Source organism: Gordonia sp. 852002-10350_SCH5691597, assembly GCF_001665715.1.
Classification (GTDB): domain Bacteria; phylum Actinomycetota; class Actinomycetes; order Mycobacteriales; family Mycobacteriaceae; genus Gordonia; species Gordonia sputi.
The window spans coordinates 1-14,309 of sequence record NZ_LZMO01000276.1 but is presented as its reverse complement, the minus strand read 5'-3'; the positions used below and the strand labels follow the sequence as shown (position 1 = coordinate 14,309).

Annotated in this window: 15 protein-coding genes; 10 read left to right on the top strand and 5 right to left on the bottom strand. The window is 66.0% G+C overall.

Translation table 11 applies throughout. The annotated features are described in order from the left end of the window. The 3 genes from A5777_RS21250 to A5777_RS21240 form a co-directional block, all read left to right on the top strand. Positions 1–833 (top strand): AIR synthase-related protein (locus tag A5777_RS21250; protein ID WP_231894624.1); only part of this gene is annotated, 833 nt, incomplete at its 5' end. A gap of 118 nt (positions 834–951) precedes the next feature. Beyond that, a complete protein-coding gene (locus tag A5777_RS21245) occupies positions 952–1,425 on the top strand; it encodes a CD225/dispanin family protein (RefSeq protein ID WP_005204177.1) in 474 nt (157 codons plus the stop codon). Positions 1,426–1,448: 23 nt separating this feature from the next. Next, positions 1,449–1,964 carry a DUF2752 domain-containing protein gene (locus A5777_RS21240; protein ID WP_005204179.1) on the top strand — a complete coding sequence of 172 codons (516 nt, stop codon included), beginning with the start codon at positions 1,449–1,451 and terminating at the stop codon, positions 1,962–1,964. Positions 1,965–1,976: 12 nt separating this feature from the next. On the opposite strand, the gene A5777_RS21235 is transcribed toward A5777_RS21240, so the two are convergent. Continuing rightward, positions 1,977–2,873 (bottom strand): glycerophosphodiester phosphodiesterase, encoded by an 897-nt coding sequence (locus A5777_RS21235; RefSeq protein WP_064864373.1) that lies wholly within the window; start codon positions 2,871–2,873, stop codon positions 1,977–1,979. Positions 2,874–2,949: 76 nt separating this feature from the next. Here A5777_RS21235 and A5777_RS21230 point away from each other — a divergent pair, with 76 nt between their 5' ends. Then, on the top strand, positions 2,950–4,059 hold the full coding sequence (locus tag A5777_RS21230) for an NAD(P)H-dependent amine dehydrogenase family protein (RefSeq protein ID WP_064864368.1): 1,110 nt from the start codon (positions 2,950–2,952) through the stop codon (positions 4,057–4,059). Positions 4,060–4,063: 4 nt separating this feature from the next. Here the strand turns inward: A5777_RS21230 and A5777_RS21225 are convergent, their stop codons facing one another. Next, complete coding sequence (locus A5777_RS21225) at positions 4,064–5,575, bottom strand: glutamate--cysteine ligase (protein ID WP_039855024.1); 1,512 nt, start codon at positions 5,573–5,575, stop codon at positions 4,064–4,066. A 103-nt stretch (positions 5,576–5,678) separates the two neighbouring features. Between A5777_RS21225 and A5777_RS21220 the strand changes: the two genes are divergently transcribed. The 3 genes from A5777_RS21220 to purM all read left to right on the top strand — a co-directional run bounded on the left by A5777_RS21220 (position 5,679) and on the right by purM (position 9,059). Next, entirely contained in the window at positions 5,679–6,065 is a 387-nt protein-coding gene (locus tag A5777_RS21220) for a sterol carrier family protein (RefSeq protein WP_005204186.1), read from the top strand. A gap of 154 nt (positions 6,066–6,219) precedes the next feature. Next, positions 6,220–7,803 carry an amidophosphoribosyltransferase gene (gene purF / locus A5777_RS21215; RefSeq protein ID WP_005204188.1) on the top strand — a complete coding sequence of 528 codons (1,584 nt, stop codon included), beginning with the start codon at positions 6,220–6,222 and terminating at the stop codon, positions 7,801–7,803. 131 nt (positions 7,804–7,934) lie between these two features. Beyond that, positions 7,935–9,059: a phosphoribosylformylglycinamidine cyclo-ligase gene (purM, locus tag A5777_RS21210; RefSeq protein ID WP_039855026.1), complete on the top strand. Its 1,125-nt coding sequence runs from the start codon at positions 7,935–7,937 to the stop codon at positions 9,057–9,059. Between the two features lie 103 nt (positions 9,060–9,162). Here purM and A5777_RS24400 read toward each other — a convergent pair whose 3' ends face one another. From A5777_RS24400 to ygfZ, 3 genes are all read right to left on the bottom strand, one after another. Further along, positions 9,163–9,339, bottom strand: a complete 177-nt coding sequence (locus A5777_RS24400) for a DUF3073 domain-containing protein (RefSeq protein ID WP_005204191.1) — start codon at positions 9,337–9,339, stop codon at positions 9,163–9,165. 120 nt (positions 9,340–9,459) lie between these two features. Continuing rightward, positions 9,460–10,122, bottom strand: coding sequence for an MOSC domain-containing protein (locus tag A5777_RS21205; RefSeq protein WP_005204194.1), 663 nt, complete (start codon positions 10,120–10,122; stop codon positions 9,460–9,462). Beyond that, positions 10,119–11,294: a CAF17-like 4Fe-4S cluster assembly/insertion protein YgfZ gene (gene ygfZ, locus A5777_RS21200; protein ID WP_064864371.1), complete on the bottom strand. Its 1,176-nt coding sequence runs from the start codon at positions 11,292–11,294 to the stop codon at positions 10,119–10,121. Before ygfZ ends, A5777_RS21205 begins: the two co-directional genes overlap by 4 nt. A gap of 41 nt (positions 11,295–11,335) precedes the next feature. Between ygfZ and A5777_RS21195 the strand changes: the two genes are divergently transcribed. From A5777_RS21195 to A5777_RS21185, 3 genes are all read left to right on the top strand, one after another. Continuing rightward, positions 11,336–12,214 carry an aminodeoxychorismate lyase gene (locus tag A5777_RS21195; protein WP_064864366.1) on the top strand — a complete coding sequence of 293 codons (879 nt, stop codon included), beginning with the start codon at positions 11,336–11,338 and terminating at the stop codon, positions 12,212–12,214. 230 nt (positions 12,215–12,444) lie between these two features. Further along, the gene (locus A5777_RS21190; protein ID WP_064864364.1) at positions 12,445–14,031 is read left to right on the top strand and encodes a cytochrome ubiquinol oxidase subunit I; all 1,587 of its coding nucleotides are present in this window, start codon (positions 12,445–12,447) and stop codon (positions 14,029–14,031) included. A gap of 12 nt (positions 14,032–14,043) precedes the next feature. Then, positions 14,044–14,309: cytochrome d ubiquinol oxidase subunit II (locus tag A5777_RS21185; protein WP_197502436.1), on the top strand; the 266-nt coding region annotated here is incomplete at its 3' end.

The following is a 14,309-nucleotide window of genomic DNA, read 5'->3' as shown; positions in this document are numbered from 1 at the left end:
GGCGCTACACGTTCCTCGATCCGTACCGTGGTGCGCAGCTCGCGTTGGCCGAGGCGTACCGCAACGTGGCGGCGTCGGGCGCAACCCCGCGCGCGGTGACGAACTGCCTCAACTTCGGTTCGCCGGAGGATCCGGCGGTGATGTGGCAGTTCCAGCAGGCCGTGCACGGGCTGGCCGACGGGTGTCGTCAGCTCGGCATCCCGGTCACGGGCGGCAACGTCAGCTTCTACAACCAGACGGGGTCGACGCCGATCCTGCCCACCCCGGTCGTCGGTGTGCTCGGCGTGATCGACGACGTGCATCGTCGTCTCCCCACCGATTTCGGTACCGAACCCGGCGAGACGCTGATCCTGCTCGGTGAGACGCGCGACGAGTTCGACGGCTCGATCTGGGCGGAGGTCGCCTATGACCATCTCGGCGGTGTCCCGCCGGAGGTCGACCTCGACCACGAGAAGCTGCTGGCCGACATCCTGACCGCGGCCTCACGCGACGGCTTGGTCTCCGCCGCGCACGATCTCAGTGAGGGCGGACTGATCCAGGCTGTCGTCGAATCTGCGCTCGCAGGTGAAACCGGTTGCCGCATCCTGCTTCCCGAAGACGCTGATCCGTTTGTGTGGCTGTTCTCCGAATCGTCGGGACGTGTGCTGGTCGCCGTGCCGCGGACCGAGGAGTCGCGGTTCACCTCGATGCTCACCGCCCGACAGATGCCGTGGACGCGCATCGGCGTCGTCGATCAGGGTTCCGACTCGGTGACCGTGCAGGACCAGTTCGAGGTGACGCTCGACGAACTGCGCGCCGTGCACGAGGGCACGCTCCCGAAGCTCTTCGGCTGACGGTTCGGTTGGCATTTGTTCGGTCTGTCGGGTCTTCGAATGGATTCGACGGCCCGTATAGGGCGACTGCGGGTCTCGTCCGTTAGGCTCCACTCGACCAAACTCGAGAGGAATCCCGATGACCAACCCGTATGACCCGCAGGGCGACCCGCAGAAGGACGGCGGATACGGCCAGGCGCCCTACGGTGGCCAGCAATACGGGCAGCCGCAATACGGCCAGCCCCAGTACAACCAACCCCAGTACAACCAGCCCCAGTACGGTGGCCAGCCGCCCTATGGCGGCCAGCCCTACGGGCAGCCCCAATACGGCTATGGACCCGCAGCACCGGAAAACAATCTGGTGTGGGCGATCCTGTGCACCGTGCTCTGCTGCTTGCCGCTGGGCGTCGTGTCCATCGTCAAGGCGACGTCGGTGAACGGTCTGTGGGCGGCGGGCGACTACGCGGGCGCTCAGCAAGCAGCCGATGACGCCAAGAAGTGGGCCATGTGGGGTGCCATTGCCGGCGGTGCCAGCATCGTGATCAGCATCGTCGCCTATGTCATCTTCGCCGTCGTCCTGGTCTCCAGCGTCCCGTCGACCAGCTCCTACTGATCTCAACGGGCCGACCGACCGCGATGACCGACCCCGCGATGACCGACGGTGTGATGACCGACGGTGCCGTGCCGGACACGCGTCCTGTGCATACTCGCATCGAGCATGCGGTTCTCGGGACGGTCGGCGCGGTGTCGCGGCATCGCGTTGCCGGACCGGCCGTGGTTGTCGCCGCGGCGGTTGGCTGTTGCACCGCGATCTGGTTCGCCGATCCCACGACGCCGGGCGGTCCGTTGCCGATGTGTCCGACGAAGGCGCTGCTGCACATCGACTGTCCGGGCTGTGGTTCGCTGCGCGCGATCTACTGTCTGATGCACGGCAATGTCGGAGAAGCGTTGCGGTACAACGCGGTTGGCGTCGTCGCGATCGCCTTGCTCGGCTGGGCGTTCGTCGCCTACTGCGTGGGGTTGTGGCGGGGGCGCCGGGTGCGTAGTTGGCAGCACCTGCGCTTCGCCCCGTTCGCGACGCTGGTCGTTGTCGGTGTGTGGGTGGTGATCCGCAATATCCCCGTCGCGCCGTTCGACGCGTTGCGGGTCTGACACCGGTCGCCGCTAGTCCGACCGCTCGGATTCGGTTGCCTCCGCGACGATGTTCGCCGCGAAGAATCCCTCCGGATCGTCGGTGGTGATCTGGTCGGCACCACGGTCGACGAGCCGCGCGAACCTCGCCACCGATGACGTATCGGCGCGCGCGAGGGTATAGACGTCGACCTCGCGGCGCATCGCGTGAAACGCCGCGATCAGGTCGGCGCCGCGATCGGCGCCGCGCAGCACGAGTTCCTGGTCGAGATAGATCATCTCGGCGCGCGGTGAGTCGCGGCACGCGCTGAAGACGAAGCCGCGGAAATCCCCCGAGCGCAACGTACGGCCGATCGCACCGCGGTGGCATGGGTCGTAGCCCACGTGGATATCCGGCGCGGCGTCGCAGAGAGCCGTGACCGCGTCGGCGTCGCCGCACGAGAGGATCGCGCTGTCGGCGAAGGGTGCGACGGCCCGCGCGAAGACGTCGAGCGCCGCAGCGTCGAGGGCCGCCGCGTCCGCTTTGAAATCGAGTTGCAGCAGGGCGTCGTCGGCGATGTCGACACCGTCGAGCCTGCTCGCGAGGTCTTCGAGGAGCACGACGCCGTCGTCGGTCGGGTTGCCGACGTTGTCGGTCAGACTCAGTCCACGCAGGTATGTCGCCGATGCGCGCGAGACGTCTCCCTGGCCTGTCGTCGAGTGTGCGAGGTCGCGATCGTGCAGGACAGCGAACCCGCGGTCGGCATGGATGAGAAGGTCGACTTCGACGCTCGCACCGACCCGCATCGCTTCGACGATGCGCGACGCGGTGAACGGGGTGTCGGAGGGTCGCCGCCTGGCACGGTGCCACTTGAGCCTGGTTCGACGGCCCGCGTGCGTGACCGCGATCGGAGGCGGGGTGGATGAGGTGGAGTCATCGGAGCTCGACATCGGTGCCGACATTACGCCCGGTAGCGCATTGTCCGAATGCCGTCCACAGATGTGGAACGTGTTCTAGTTTGATGGCATGAGTCTGCGCGTGGTCGAGTGGTCGACCGGAACCGTCGGAAAGCATGCGATCGCCGGAATCGACGCCCACCCCGATCTGGAACTGGTCGGTGTGTGGGTGTCCGATCCGGCGAAGGTCGGTCGAGATGCGGGTGAGCTCGCGGGCCTCGGGCGCGAACTAGGCGTCGTGGCGACGTCGGACGTCGACGAACTGTTGGCGCTCGCGCCCGAGGCCATCGTGCACACCGCGATGACAGACGACCGCGTCGTCGAGTCGATCAACGACCTGACGAGGTTCCTCGACGCGGGCATCAACGTGGTGTCGAGCGGGCCGGTCGTGCTGCAGTTCCCGCACGGCATCCTGCTGGCGTCGATGATCGAACAGGTTGAGGCCGCGGCAGCCCGGACAGGCGCGACGTTGCACGTCAACGGAATCGATCCGGGATTCGCCAACGACGTGCTCCCGCTGTCGATGACGAGCCTCGCGCAACGCATCGACGAGCTCCGCTGCATGGAGATCGCCGACTACTCGACCTACTACCAACCCGTCGTGATGCGCGACCTGTTCGGCTTCGGCCAGCCGATGGACAGCACGCCGATGCTGTTGACTCCGGGTGTGCTGTCGATGGCGTGGGGGAGCGTCGTGCGACAGCTCGCGGCGGGCCTGGGCATCACGCTCGACGAACCGCTTGTCGAACGCGTCGAGAAGGTGGCTGCTGATCGTGATTACTCGACGGTGTCGGTCGAGATTCCGCAGGGCACGTTGGCAGCACTGCGGTTCGAGGTCGCGGGACAGGTCGACGGCACCGACCGGATCGTTCTCGAGCACGTCACCCGCACACATCCCGATCAGTGCCCGCAGTGGCCGAAGCCCGTGGAGGGTGACGGCTCGTACCGCATCGTCGTGTCCGGCGAACCTCAGATGCAGGTGGAGTTCACCCACCACGGCGAGAACGGCGATCACAACGTCTCGGGCATGATCGTGACGGCGATGCGCCTGGTAAATGCGGTGCCCGCCGTGGTCGCGGCGCCCGCAGGGCTTGCCACCGCGCTCGATCTCCCGCTCGTCACCGGGCGTGGCCTCGTGGCGGGCGGCACCTATGCCGTCGCCGGCGAAGCGCGCCGGTAGTTAGTCAGGAAAGCGGCCACGCGTGCACGGGTTCGCCCTCGTGCATCAACGTGACGTAGTCGGCGAGCATGCCGTGCAGCGCCGCGTCGCGACTCTCGCCCGCGGCCTCGCGTGCGGCCACCGCGCGACGTTGCCACACGGCACCCGACTGTCGGGTGATGCAGCGCCCCTCGATCACGGACAGGTAGCGCGAGCGCGCCTTGTCCGACACCCCGAACGAGCGAAGACCCGACTCGGCCAACGGAAGTAGGCGCCGAAGCGTGAGTTCGTCCGGGCGTATCCACCCGACGCTCGGCCAGTACAGCTGACTGTCGAAGCCCGACCGCGCGCCCGCGTGGAGGTTCTCCGCGGCGGCGTCGAACGACATCTGTGACCACAGGGGCAGATCCTGTTCGACGAGTCCACGTACGACGCCGTAGTAGAACGCCGCGTTGGCCATGGTGTCGACGACGGTCGGTCCCGCTGGCAACACCCTGTTCTCGACGCGCAGGTGTGCCTGGCCGTCGACGACGTCGTAGACGGGACGATTCCAGCGGTAGACGGTCCCGTTGTGGAGTCGCAGTTCGTCGAGCGCGGGGATTCCGCCTGCGTCGAGCGTTGCGAGCGGATCCTCGTCGGACGACACGGGTAGCAGCGCCGGGAAGTATCGGGTGTTTTCGTCGAAGAGATCGAAGATGGTGTTGATCCAGCGCTCGCCGAACCACACCCGGGGCCGTACGCCCTGGTTCTTCAACTCGAGCGGGCGGGTGTCGGTTGCCTGCTCGAACACGGGGATGCGGCTCTCGTGCCACAGCGCAGTGTCGGCGAGGAACGGTGCGTTTCCCGCCAAGGCGACCTGCACACCTGAAATCGCCTGTGCGGCATTCCAATGCGAAGCGAAGTCTTCAGGTGCGACCCGCAGATGCAGTTGCAGGGAGGTGCAGGCGGCCTCGGGGAGAATTGAATCCGTTGCGGTGTGCAGACGTTCGGCGTCGTGGTGCTCGTCGAGGGGGACCCCGGTGATGTCGAGCTCGATGTCTTCACCGCGTGCGTCGAAGATCTGTCGATTCAACAGGTCGTAGCGTGGGTTGGCCGAAATCCAGTGGTGTGCAAAGTGTTCGGCGCGCAGTGTGGGCAGCATGCCGATCATCACGAGGTGGCTGTCGGTGGCCGCTGCCCGCTTCTCGGCGCGATTGAGCGAGGTGCGCAGAGCCTGCTCGAGCGAGATGGTGTCGTCGGTGGTGAAGGGGCGGGGCGAGACGTTGATCTCGATGTTGAACTGGCCGAGTTCGGTTTGGTAGTCGGGGTCGGCGATGGCGTCGAGGACCGCGGCGTTGGCCATCGCGGGATTCATCTCGGCGTCGACGAGATTGAGCTCGACCTCCATGCCCAGCAGGGGTTCGGGGGGTGCGCCGTGATCGGTGAACACTCCCTCGGCGAGCATGCGCGCGATCGCCTCGGTGCCGCGCGAGACCTGACGTCGGAAACGGACCCTGTCGGCTCCCGTGAACTTCTGATCCGGCACGTCGGTTCCCATGCGGTCAATGGTGCACGAACCGGGTGCTCGGGCACCGGCCATTCGGTCAACACCCTCGGAGGCGCCGGGATCGGGGTCGACGCGGCGGGTGCATCATTGCGGGATGCCTGCGCGAAAACCGATCGATCCGGCGGCTGCCCGCGCGGCGGTCCTCGCCGTCGCGCCCTGGTTGCGCGACGACACCCTGCCCGCGCCCGCCCGAGCCGAACTCGCCGCCGCGGTGCGGCTGACGGCGCGCACCCTCGAGGACATCGCGCCAGGGAACTCCGTCGAGGTGCGGGTGCCCCCGTTCGTGGCGGTGCAGTGCATCGAGGGGCCGCGGCACACGCGGGGCACACCACCCAACGTGGTCGAGACCGATCCGAGGTCGTGGCTCCTTCTGGCCGTCGGTGACGAGGATTTCGGCGACCTGGTCGCGAGCGGTGCGGTCTCGTCGTCGGGTAGCAGGGCCGACGAGGTGGCCACCTGGATGCCGCTGGTTCGCGTGTAGATGTGCGCGTGCGCTGGCTCACATGTGGAATAACCGCAGGTGCCACGCCGCTGCACAATTGGAAATGAAGGGCTACCGGCACGTAAACTTGCCGGTGGTTACCTTCGTCACGCGAAGCCCGCGCCGCCACGTTTCAGCCCAGGGAGCCCGTCGTATGCCGGATCTTTCGATCACAAGCGCCAACCTGCTGGCTCCTACCCAGCACGCCTGTCCCGCACGGGACGCGATGGACGAACCCGAGAACGAGCCGCGCGAGGAGTGCGGCGTTTTTGGTGTCTGGGCACCGGGCGAAGACGTCGCCAAACTCAGCTATTACGGCCTGTACGCCCTGCAGCACCGCGGCCAAGAGGCTGCGGGTATCGCGGTCGGCGACGGTTCACAGGTGCTGGTCTTCAAGGACCTCGGTCTGGTCAGTCAGGTCTTCGACGAGCAGACGCTCGGAGCGATGGTCGGTCACGTAGCCATCGGCCACTGCCGGTATTCGACGACCGGCTCGACCACCTGGGAGAACTCGCAGCCGATCTTCCGCACCACAGACGCCGGAACCGGAGTTGCCCTGGGGCACAACGGAAACCTCGTCAACACTGCTGATCTGGCAAGTCGCGCCCGTGAGCTGGGAATCGCCAGCGGAGCCGCGACGTCGGATTCCGACATCGTCGGCGCGCTGCTGGCTCACGGCGCTGCCGACAGCAGCATCGAACAGGCCGCGATGGAACTCCTGCCGACGCTGCGCGGTGCGTTCTGCCTGACCTTCATGGACGAGCACACCCTGTACGCGGCCCGCGATCCGCACGGTGTGCGACCGCTGTCGCTCGGCAGGCTCGACAGGGGATGGGTTGTCGCGTCCGAGACCGCGGCGCTCGACATCGTCGGCGCGTCGTTCGTCCGCGACATCGAACCCGGTGAGCTGCTGGCCATCGACGCCGACGGTGTGCGCAGCACCCGCTTCGCAGAGCCGACGCCCCGCGGTTGCGTCTTCGAGTACGTCTACCTCGCCCGTCCGGACAGCGTGATCCACGGGCGGTCGGTCCATTCGACCCGCGTCGAGATCGGTCGACGACTGGCCAGGGAGTTCCCCGCCGACGGCGACCTGGTGATCCCGGTGCCGGAGTCGGGTACGCCCGCAGCGGTCGGCTACGCCCAGGAATCGGGTATCCCCTACGGCCAGGGACTGATGAAGAACGCCTACGTCGGCCGCACGTTCATCCAGCCATCGCAGACCATTCGCCAACTCGGTATCCGCCTCAAGCTCAATCCGCTCAAGGAAGTGATCCGCGGCAAGCGGCTCGTCGTCGTCGACGATTCGATCGTCCGCGGCAACACCCAGCGGGCACTGATCCGGATGCTGCGCGAGGCGGGCGCGGCCGAGATCCACGTACGTATCGCGTCGAGTCCGGTGCGGTGGCCGTGCTTCTACGGCATCGACTTCGCGTCGCCCGCGGAGTTGATCGCCAACGGCATGGAGTCCGAGGAACACATGGTCGAGGGAGTGCGCCAGGCAATCGGCGCCGATTCGCTCGGTTACATCAGCATCGACGAGATGATCGCCGCCACGGATCAGCCGGCGTCGTCGCTGTGCGCGGCCTGCTTCGACGGAAACTATCCCATCGAACTCCCCAAGGAGACGTCGATGGGCAAGGCTGTCCTCGAGCAGATGCTCGCCAGCGCCGCAGGTGACGGCCGCGTCGACCCGCTGACCGTGCCGAACGACAACGCCAGCGCCGTCCTGCGGCCCTGATCCCAGCCTCCGGCGCAACCGCGCCACCGTGAACCCCCTCTCGTGAACTGCTGCCTGTGGCGACGCTCTGCGCGCTCTCCGGTAGCGTGTGATCCGACCATCAGCGATTGCGAACAGGGGTGCGCGCCTACATGTCCGAGAAGGATTCGGTAGCCAACGAACCGAGTACGGGCGACTCGACGCCGACGGATGCCGGAGCGTCGTACGCGGCTGCTGGTGTCGACATCGACGCAGGTGAGCGCGCCGTCGAACTGTTCGCCCCGCATGCAAAACGTGCCACGCGGCCCGAAGTGATGGGTGGATTGGGCGGGTTCGCCGGTCTGTTCGCGCTCAAGGGAAATTACCGTGAGCCGGTCCTCGCTGCGTCGAGCGATGGCGTCGGCACCAAACTCGCGGTCGCCCAGGCCGTCGGAAAGCACGACACCGTCGGACAAGACCTCGTCGCCATGTGCGTCGACGACCTCGTCGTGTGTGGTGCAGAGCCGCTCTTCCTGCAGGACTACATCGCCATCGGCAAGGTGATCCCGGAGGTCGTCGCAGAAATCGTCGCGGGCATCGCCGACGGCTGTGTGGCTGCCGGCTGCGCGCTGCTCGGCGGCGAGACGGCCGAGCACCCAGGGCTCATGCTGCCCGATCATTACGACCTCTCGGCCACCGCTGTCGGCATCGTCGAGGCCGACCAACTGCTGTCGCCGGAACGCGTACGCGCGGGCGACGTCGTGATCGCGATGGGTTCGTCGGGGCTGCACTCGAACGGCTACTCGCTCGCGCGCAAGGTGCTTCTCGAGTGGGGCCACATGGACCTGAGCGGTCATGTGGAGGAGTTCGGGCGCACGCTGGGCGAGGAACTCCTCGAGCCGACCCGCATCTACGCGCGTGACTGCCTTGCACTCGCTGCGGAGACCGACGTGCGGATCTTCGCGCACATCACCGGCGGTGGACTCGCCGAGAACCTCTCACGCGTCATCCCCGACGGCTTGGTCGCCGAGCTGGAACGCGGAACCTGGACGCCCGCACCGATTTTCGCGCTCATCGCGCAGCGTGGCCGCGTCGAGCAGGCCGAGATGGAACGCACATTCAACATGGGTGTCGGGATGGTCGCCATCGTCGCACCCGAGGACACCGACCGTGCGCTGGCCGTGCTGACCGCGCGCCACGTCGACAACTGGGTGTTGGGTTCGATCAAGCGTTCACCGGAACCGAAGAACCACGACGTCCCCAAGGTGACGGTCGTCGGAGAGCACCCTCGCTTTTAAGAAAGTCTGGGAGTAAGCATCGTCGGTGATGCGCACGGCAGTCCCGTGCGCATCACCGACGTGACTAAAAGGTCGTGCGGGTTACCGCAGGAGAAGGGACGCGTCAGGCGCGCTTCCACTCCTCCTCTTCGGCCCACTCGTCCACAGGATTCGGACGGTCTGCCGAATCGTCCGACCCCGACAGCTCGCGTTGCAAGCTGTCGAAGTCGGTGTGGGGAGTGGAGTACTTGAGCTGACGAGCAACCTTCGTCTGCTTTGCTTTCGCCCGGCCGCGGCCCATATGGGACCCCCTCGCACAATGACGGGGCGGCCAAACTAGTGGCGGCCCCGTTCTCTAGGTAGTGAATCTGTCGTGCTGACCAGTCTAGCGCGCCCAAACGGATTCTGTGGATTGCCCTGCCTACGCGCGAGCGAGTTTCTTGGTGGCCTCGCGGCGGACCTTGGGAGCGAGGTCGTCGTCGGCCAGTAACGCACGCAATGAGCCGGCGTCGGTCCCGGTGATCAGGTGACGCACCCGCACACCGTGGTCGGGGCGGAACACGACGCGGATGTCGTCGCCCGCGCCGACCGTGCCCGGGTGGAGAACCCGCAGGTACGTGCCCACGTCTGAGCGGTCGAGGAACCGTTTGATCCACTGGGGTTCGTCAGCCCACGCGGCAAAGGTGCGGCACGGGATGCGGGGAATCGTGGTTTCGAGGAGCAGCCCGTCGTCGCCGATGGCCCACTGTTCGCCGACCAGCGCGTCGGTCACCGGGAGACCGGTCACCCGGAGGTTCTCGCCGAACCAGCCGTAAGGAAGTTCACGCCCGAGCGTCGTCGCCCACTCGTGTGCCTCTGCGTGGTCGTAGGCGTAGACGGCCTGGTCGAGTCCGCCGTGGTGCTTTCTGTCGCAGACGTGATCGGTGATGAGACCCTCGTCGCCGACGGACACCCTGCCGTGCTGCGGACGCTTGTCGATGGCGCTCACGCCGACACGTCCCAGGTCGATGTCGCGCTCGGCGACGCAGACCGCCAGGACGTGCCCGAGAAGCTCCTGCGGCTGCTCGCTCGCCGATGTGCTCATCGGCCGCGCAGCTTGTCGATCGCGGCTCGGCCGGCCTGTACCCGATCGTCGACCCGGATCGAGTCGGGATCGATGCGGGCGGGCAGTCCATCCCCGACCTCGAGCTCGACGTCGGGGCCGATTCCGCTCTTGACCAGGGCAAGGGCGATCGGTCCGAGTTCGAAATGGTCGATGACGGTTCCGACACGCCCGACGGTGCGTCCGCCCGCGGTCACGGTGGCGCCCGGCTCGGGCTTGTCGTCGGCGCTGCCGTCGAGGTGTAGCAGGACGAGTCGTCGGGGTGGCTTGCCGAGATTGTGGACGCGCGCCACGGTCTCCTGGCCGCGATAGCAGCCCTTGTCGAGATGGACGGCGCCGAACTCGTCGGGTCCGCCGATCCAGTTCAGCTCGTGGGGGATCGTTCGTTCGTCGGTGTCGATGCCGAGGCGGGGATGCATGCCCGCGACCCGCAAGGCGTCGAACGCCCAGCTTCCGGCGGCGCGTGCGCCCGCTTCGAGCACCGTGTCCCACCAGCTCACGATCTGCGACTCGGGGACCACCAGGTCGACGACGGGGAGTGCACCGGATGCGTGCGGGCCCTCCGACAGCGGCGGCATGATGCGCCAGAAGCCGAGCGGTTCTTCTTCGTGGTGGGCTTCGGGGAGGTCGCCCGCTGTGTACGGCGCGGCGTCGGGGTCGATCTCGAGCACCTCGGCGATCGGTCCGCGCAGCACGTCGGGGCCGATGAGGGTCAACACCTTCATGTCCGGTCGGGCCGCGGGCGCGACGTCGGACCAGAAGACCATCTTGGTGAGGAAGTCGAGTAGCGGTGTCCCGCGGTCGCCCTCGGTGTCGATCCAGGTGACCTCGTCAACGTCGGTGACGACGAAGTGGTCTTCGATGCGACCGTTGATGTCGAGGGACAGCGACTCGGCGCTGCGTCGATCGGCGAGATGGCTCACGTGCTGGCTGCTGATGTTGTGCAGCCAGGTGAGGCGATCGGAGCCGGGTACCTCGATCACTGCGCGATCGGAGCGGTCGATGATGACGGCACCGCGCACAGCGGCACGCTGTTCGCCGAGAGGATCGCCGTAATGCCACGCGAGCGTCGTCGACGAATCGTCTGAGGGAGAGTGCGGGTCAGCGACCGCGCCCTTGGTGGAATACCTGGTCAAGATCGGGGAGGGCGCCACCTCACTGATTCTACGCAGCGAACGCACTAGCCTCGTGGACTATGTCGCACTCGATCCTGATGACCCTCGACGGTGAGCGCCACGAGCCTGACGAACCGTTCCTGCACGCCGACGACCTTGCCGCGGTGCGGGGCGACGGCATCTTCGAGACGCTGCTCGTGCGCGGGGGACGCGCGCGGTGCGTCGAATTGCACCTCGAACGCCTCACACGCAGTGCTGCGATGCTCGACCTCCCCGAGCCCGACGTCGACGCGTGGCGTGAGCTGATCGACGTCGCGGCCAAGCAGTGGACCGCCGACGCACCGCGCGGTGCCGAGGGCCTTGCGCGGCTGGTCTATTCGCGAGGCCGCGAGAGTGCGGGCGCAGACGGTCCGCCCACGGCGTATCTGACTGTCGGGCGTGTCGCCGATCGGGTGACGGCGGTCCGACGCGACGGTGTCTCGGTTGTCACGCTCGATCGGGGTTATTCGATCGACGCCGCGGCGAGCTCGCCCTGGCAACTCCTCGGTGCGAAGACGCTGAGTTACGCGACCAACATGGCGGCACTGCGGCACGCGGCGGCGCAGGGATTCGACGACGTCATCTATCTCAGCGCCGAGGGTGCGGTGCTCGAGGGGCCGCGTTCCACTGTCGTCGCCGTCTACGACAAGACGTTGGTCACGCCTCCCACCGAGGTCGGCATTCTTCCCGGAACCACGGCGAGAGCCACTTTCGAATTGGCCGAAAAAGAGGGATGGCGCACCGAGACGCGAATTCTGCGGACAGCGGATCTGATAGCCGCGGATTCATTCTGGCTCGTGAGCAGCGTCACCTTGGCTGCGCGAGTGACAGCACTCAACAGATACGTAACGCCCGTGGCGTCGAATACTGAGCAGTTCGCCGATTTGGTGGACCGCGCGATCTGCGATGACTCAGAATAGGCAGGTCGGCTGCTTTGCCTTGTCGATGTTCTCGTCGAGTCGCCGGCGTGAGTGTGAGACACGGCTCATAACTTCATCCTGACGACGGGACCTTTGGCTGCTTGTCCCCAGGATCGGCCCAGCGTAGCGTCGTCGACAACGAGCTACTACGTGGTGTCGTAGCAAGCTCGTGTTTTCGTACCAGGACGCGTCTCCCAGCCCGGGGGCGCGGCTATGAGATTCGAGACGCGATGAACGCTCTGGATTTGTCACGATGGCAGTTCGGAATCACGACTGTCTATCACTTCATTCTTGTTCCGTTGACCATCGGTCTCGCGCCGATGATCGCGATCATGCAAACGGTCTGGTTCAAGACCGGGAATGAGCAGTGGCTGAGGGCCACGAAATTCTTCGGAAAGCTATTCCTGATCAACTTCGCGCTCGGCGTCGCAACCGGCATCGTGCAGGAGTTCCAGTTCGGAATGAACTGGAGCGAATACAGCAGGTACGTCGCCGACGTCTTCGGTGCGCCGCTGGCCCTCGAGGGGCTGATCGCCTTCTTCCTCGAGTCGACGTTCCTCGGGTTGTGGATCTTCGGCTGGAGTCGCCTGCCGCGACCCATTCACCTCGCGACGATCTGGTTGGTCACGATCGGCGTCACCGCGTCGGCGTACTTCATCATCGCCGCGAACTCGTTCATGCAGCATCCGGTCGGCGTCGAGTGGAGCGATGAGCGGAATCGTCCTGCGATGAACAACTTCTGGGCGGTGATCACCAACAACACCACCCTTGCCGCGTTCCCGCACGTGATCGTCGGTGCGTGGCTGACCGCGGCAACATTCGTCGCGGCCATCGGTGCGTGGTGGATGGCCCGGAACATGTGGCGCGCCAAGAAATTGCGCGAGGCCATCGAGACCGGCGACACCTCCGATATGCCCAAGACCACCTCGCCCAGCCAGATCGACGCCACGCCAGAGGATCTGGAACGAGATGCACGACGACTCTGGCGACCGGTCACCCGATTCGCGTGCTGGGTGGCGATCGTCTCGGGAGTGTTGCTGATCATCACCGGCGACTACCAGGCGCAGATCATGTTCAAACAGCAGCCGATGAAGATGGCCGCGGCCGAATCACTGTGTGAGACACAGACGAATGCGGGCTTCTCCGTGCTCTCGATCGGTAGGCAGAACAATTGCGACCACATCGACCACGTGATCGAGATTCCCGGCATGTTGTCGTTCATGGCGACGCATCGCTTCAACCAGACCCTCAAGGGTGTCAACGAGTTGCAGCAGGAGTACACCGAGAAGCTGGCCGGCACCCCGGGTGTGCCGCCGAATCAGAACTTCGCGCCGAACCTGTTCGTCACCTACTGGGGATTCCGCGCGATGATCACGTGGGCTCTCGGCTCGGTCATCGTCGCGTTCGGTGGACTGTGGTTGACGCGGAAGAAGAAGGTGATCAGTTCACGTAAGTTCGGTCTGCTCGCGCTGTGGATGATCCCAACCCCGTTCCTGGCCAATGCATCCGGGTGGATCTTCACGGAGATGGGTCGCCAGCCGTGGGTGGTGGTGCCGAACTGGCAGGACAACCTCGACCCGACGCGAATACACATGCTGGTGCAGAACGGCGTCTCCAATCACACCGCCCCGATCGTCTGGGTGACGCTGATCGGCTTCACCGTCCTCTATGGCGCACTCGGCGTCGTCTGGTTCTTGTTGCAGCGGCGCTACATCATCGAGGGCCCCGGTCCACACGACGACGTGCCGCCGGTGCTCGACAACGATGTCACCGACCACGATGCCGATGGTCCCAAGCAACTGTCGTTCGCGTACTGAGGAGTGGGAGAGATGCTCGGAAACCTCTGGTTCATCATCGTCGCCATTCTGTTCGTCGGATACTTCGTCCTCGAAGGCTTCGACTTCGGTGTCGGCATGCTCATGCCGTTCCTGGGACGCAGCCATACCGGCGGCGACAGCAAGGTATCTGCTGACGACGACGCCGCGGACAACGACAAACGACGCCGCGTGCTGCTCAACACGATCGGGCCGGTGTGGGACGGCAACGAAGTGTGGTTGTTGACTGCGGGCGGCGCGCTGTTCGCTGCGTTCGGCGG

Excerpts from the sequence above, each read along its gene's own strand:
- A5777_RS21245 (WP_005204177.1), top strand. The coding sequence starts at position 952 with ATGACCAACCCGTATGACCCGCAGGGCGACCCGCAGAAGGACGGCGGA.
- A5777_RS21240 (WP_005204179.1), top strand. The coding sequence starts at position 1,449 with ATGACCGACCCCGCGATGACCGACGGTGTGATGACCGACGGTGCCGTG.
- A5777_RS21235 (WP_064864373.1), bottom strand. The coding sequence starts at position 2,873 with ATGTCGAGCTCCGATGACTCCACCTCATCCACCCCGCCTCCGATCGCG.
- A5777_RS21230 (WP_064864368.1), top strand. The coding sequence starts at position 2,950 with ATGAGTCTGCGCGTGGTCGAGTGGTCGACCGGAACCGTCGGAAAGCAT.
- A5777_RS21225 (WP_039855024.1), bottom strand. The coding sequence starts at position 5,575 with ATGGGAACCGACGTGCCGGATCAGAAGTTCACGGGAGCCGACAGGGTC.
- A5777_RS21220 (WP_005204186.1), top strand. The coding sequence starts at position 5,679 with ATGCCTGCGCGAAAACCGATCGATCCGGCGGCTGCCCGCGCGGCGGTC.
- purF (WP_005204188.1), top strand. The coding sequence starts at position 6,220 with ATGCCGGATCTTTCGATCACAAGCGCCAACCTGCTGGCTCCTACCCAG.
- purM (WP_039855026.1), top strand. The coding sequence starts at position 7,935 with ATGTCCGAGAAGGATTCGGTAGCCAACGAACCGAGTACGGGCGACTCG.
- A5777_RS24400 (WP_005204191.1), bottom strand. The coding sequence starts at position 9,339 with ATGGGCCGCGGCCGGGCGAAAGCAAAGCAGACGAAGGTTGCTCGTCAG.
- A5777_RS21205 (WP_005204194.1), bottom strand. The coding sequence starts at position 10,122 with ATGAGCACATCGGCGAGCGAGCAGCCGCAGGAGCTTCTCGGGCACGTC.
- A5777_RS21195 (WP_064864366.1), top strand. The coding sequence starts at position 11,336 with ATGTCGCACTCGATCCTGATGACCCTCGACGGTGAGCGCCACGAGCCT.
- A5777_RS21190 (WP_064864364.1), top strand. The coding sequence starts at position 12,445 with ATGAACGCTCTGGATTTGTCACGATGGCAGTTCGGAATCACGACTGTC.